Annotated in this window: 1 tRNA gene and 2 rRNA genes; all 3 read left to right on the top strand. The window is 51.7% G+C overall.

From position 1 onward, the window contains the following. Positions 1 to 660: ribosomal RNA gene (locus MXM41_RS22640) — 16S ribosomal RNA — on the top strand; the annotation flags it as partial. A gap of 87 nt (positions 661 to 747) precedes the next feature. Beyond that, a tRNA-Glu gene (locus MXM41_RS22635) sits at positions 748 to 822 on the top strand. 211 nt (positions 823 to 1033) lie between these two features. Next, positions 1034 to 1875, top strand: a 23S ribosomal RNA gene (locus MXM41_RS22630); the annotation flags it as partial.

Raw genomic sequence — 1875 nt, 5'->3', positions numbered from 1 at the left:
CTGGGGAGTACGGCCGCAAGGTTAAAACTCAAATGAATTGACGGGGGCCCGCACAAGCGGTGGAGCATGTGGTTTAATTCGATGCAACGCGAAGAACCTTACCTACTCTTGACATCCAGAGAACTTGCCAGAGATGGCTTGGTGCCTTCGGGAACTCTGAGACAGGTGCTGCATGGCTGTCGTCAGCTCGTGTTGTGAAATGTTGGGTTAAGTCCCGCAACGAGCGCAACCCTTATCCTTTGTTGCCAGCGGTTAGGCCGGGAACTCAAAGGAGACTGCCAGTGATAAACTGGAGGAAGGTGGGGATGACGTCAAGTCATCATGGCCCTTACGAGTAGGGCTACACACGTGCTACAATGGCGCATACAAAGAGAAGCGACCTCGCGAGAGCAAGCGGACCTCATAAAGTGCGTCGTAGTCCGGATTGGAGTCTGCAACTCGACTCCATGAAGTCGGAATCGCTAGTAATCGTGGATCAGAATGCCACGGTGAATACGTTCCCGGGCCTTGTACACACCGCCCGTCACACCATGGGAGTGGGTTGCAAAAGAAGTAGGTAGCTTAACCTTCGGGAGGGCGCTTACCACTTTGTGATTCATGACTGGGGTGAAGTCGTAACAAGGTAACCGTAGGGGAACCTGCGGTTGGATCACCTCCTTACCTTAAAGAACCTGCCTTTGCAGTGCTCACACAGATTGTCTGATGAAAAGTAACGAGCAAGACGGCTGCGAAGTCGTGACACATCGTGTCCCCTTCGTCTAGCGGTTAGGACTCCGCCCTTTCACGGCGGCAACAGGGGTTCGAATCCCCTAGGGGACGCCACTTGCTGGGTGTGAGTGAAAGGCACAACCAATCAGTATCTCAAAACTGACTCTATGAGTCATGTTTGAGATATTTGCTCTTTAAAAATCTGGATCAAGCTGAAAATTGAAACGACACGCTGTGTCTGTTCTCCGTAATAAGAACAGAAATACGGTGTGTTCGAGTCTCTCAAATTTTCACAATCATGAAGTGAAACATCTTCGGGTTGTGAGGTTAAGCGACTAAGCGTACACGGTGGATGCCCTGGCAGTCAGAGGCGATGAAGGACGTGCTAATCTGCGAAAAGCGCCGGCGAGGTGATATGAACCTTTGACCCGGCGATGTCCGAATGGGGAAACCCAGTGTGTTCCGGCACACTATCGTTAACTGAATACATAGGTTAACGAGGCGAACCGGGGGAACTGAAACATCTAAGTACCCCGAGGAAAAGAAATCAACCGAGATTCCCCCAGTAGCGGCGAGCGAACGGGGAGCAGCCCGGAGTCTGAATCAGCTTGTGTGTTAGTGGAACGGTCTGGAAAGTCCGACGGTACAGGGTGATAGTCCCGTACATGAAAGCACACTTGCTGTGAACTCGAAGAGTAGGGCGGGACACGTGGTATCCTGTCTGAATATGGGGGGACCATCCTCCAAGGCTAAATACTCCTGACTGACCGATAGTGAACCAGTACCGTGAGGGAAAGGCGAAAAGAACCCCGGCGAGGGGAGTGAAAAAGAACCTGAAACCGTGTACGTACAAGCAGTGGGAGCACCTTCGGGTGTGACTGCGTACCTTTTGTATAATGGGTCAGCGACTTATATTCTGTAGCAAGGTTAACCGTATAGGGGAGCCGAAGGGAAACCGAGTCTTAACTGGGCGTTAAGTTGCAGGGTATAGACCCGAAACCCGGTGATCTAGCCATGGGCAGGTTGAAGGTTGGGTAACACTAACTGGAGGACCGAACCGACTAATGTTGAAAAATTAGCGGATGACCTGTGGCTGGGGGTGAAAGGCCAATCAAACCGGGAGATAGCTGGTTCTCCCCGAAAGCTATTTAGGTAGCGCCTCGTGAA

The sequence above is a fragment of the Leclercia adecarboxylata genome (assembly GCF_035787115.1).
Taxonomy (GTDB): Bacteria; Pseudomonadota; Gammaproteobacteria; order Enterobacterales; family Enterobacteriaceae; genus Enterobacter; species Enterobacter adecarboxylatus_E.
The sequence above is the reverse complement of the archived record's forward strand: the minus strand, read 5'-3'. Positions and strand labels throughout refer to the sequence as shown.